Origin of the sequence: Pseudomonas sp. HY2-MNA-CIBAN-0224, assembly GCF_040310285.1 — a bacterium.
In the GTDB taxonomy this organism is placed as follows: domain Bacteria; phylum Pseudomonadota; class Gammaproteobacteria; order Pseudomonadales; family Pseudomonadaceae; genus Aquipseudomonas; species Aquipseudomonas helleri.
The window spans coordinates 1-248 of sequence record NZ_JBEOPQ010000785.1; the positions used below are offsets into that span (position 1 = coordinate 1).

At 39.1% G+C, this 248-nt stretch carries 1 protein-coding gene; it reads left to right on the plus strand.

Annotated elements, in window-relative coordinates; genetic code table 11:
• The coding region (locus AAEZ03_RS28450) for a hypothetical protein (protein WP_502947988.1) at positions 1–248 on the plus strand (248 nt) is incomplete at both ends.

The window sequence follows — 248 nt, forward strand, 5'->3', positions numbered from 1 at the left end:
ACCAAGAGCACCACCTGATTGAAAATATCTTTGAGATGCAAGAGCGTACCGTCACCTCAGTGATGAATCCACGCGAGAATATTGTATATTTTGACAGCAAAGTCAGTACCGAAAAAATTGTCGAGGTGATGATTAAGCAGCCGAATAATAAATTTTTGGTTTGTCTTGACGATGATTTAGAACATATTATGGGCTATGTGGAGTCACGCAGTTTTTTAGCTTTAGTGTTGAATCAGCAAGAGGTAAGC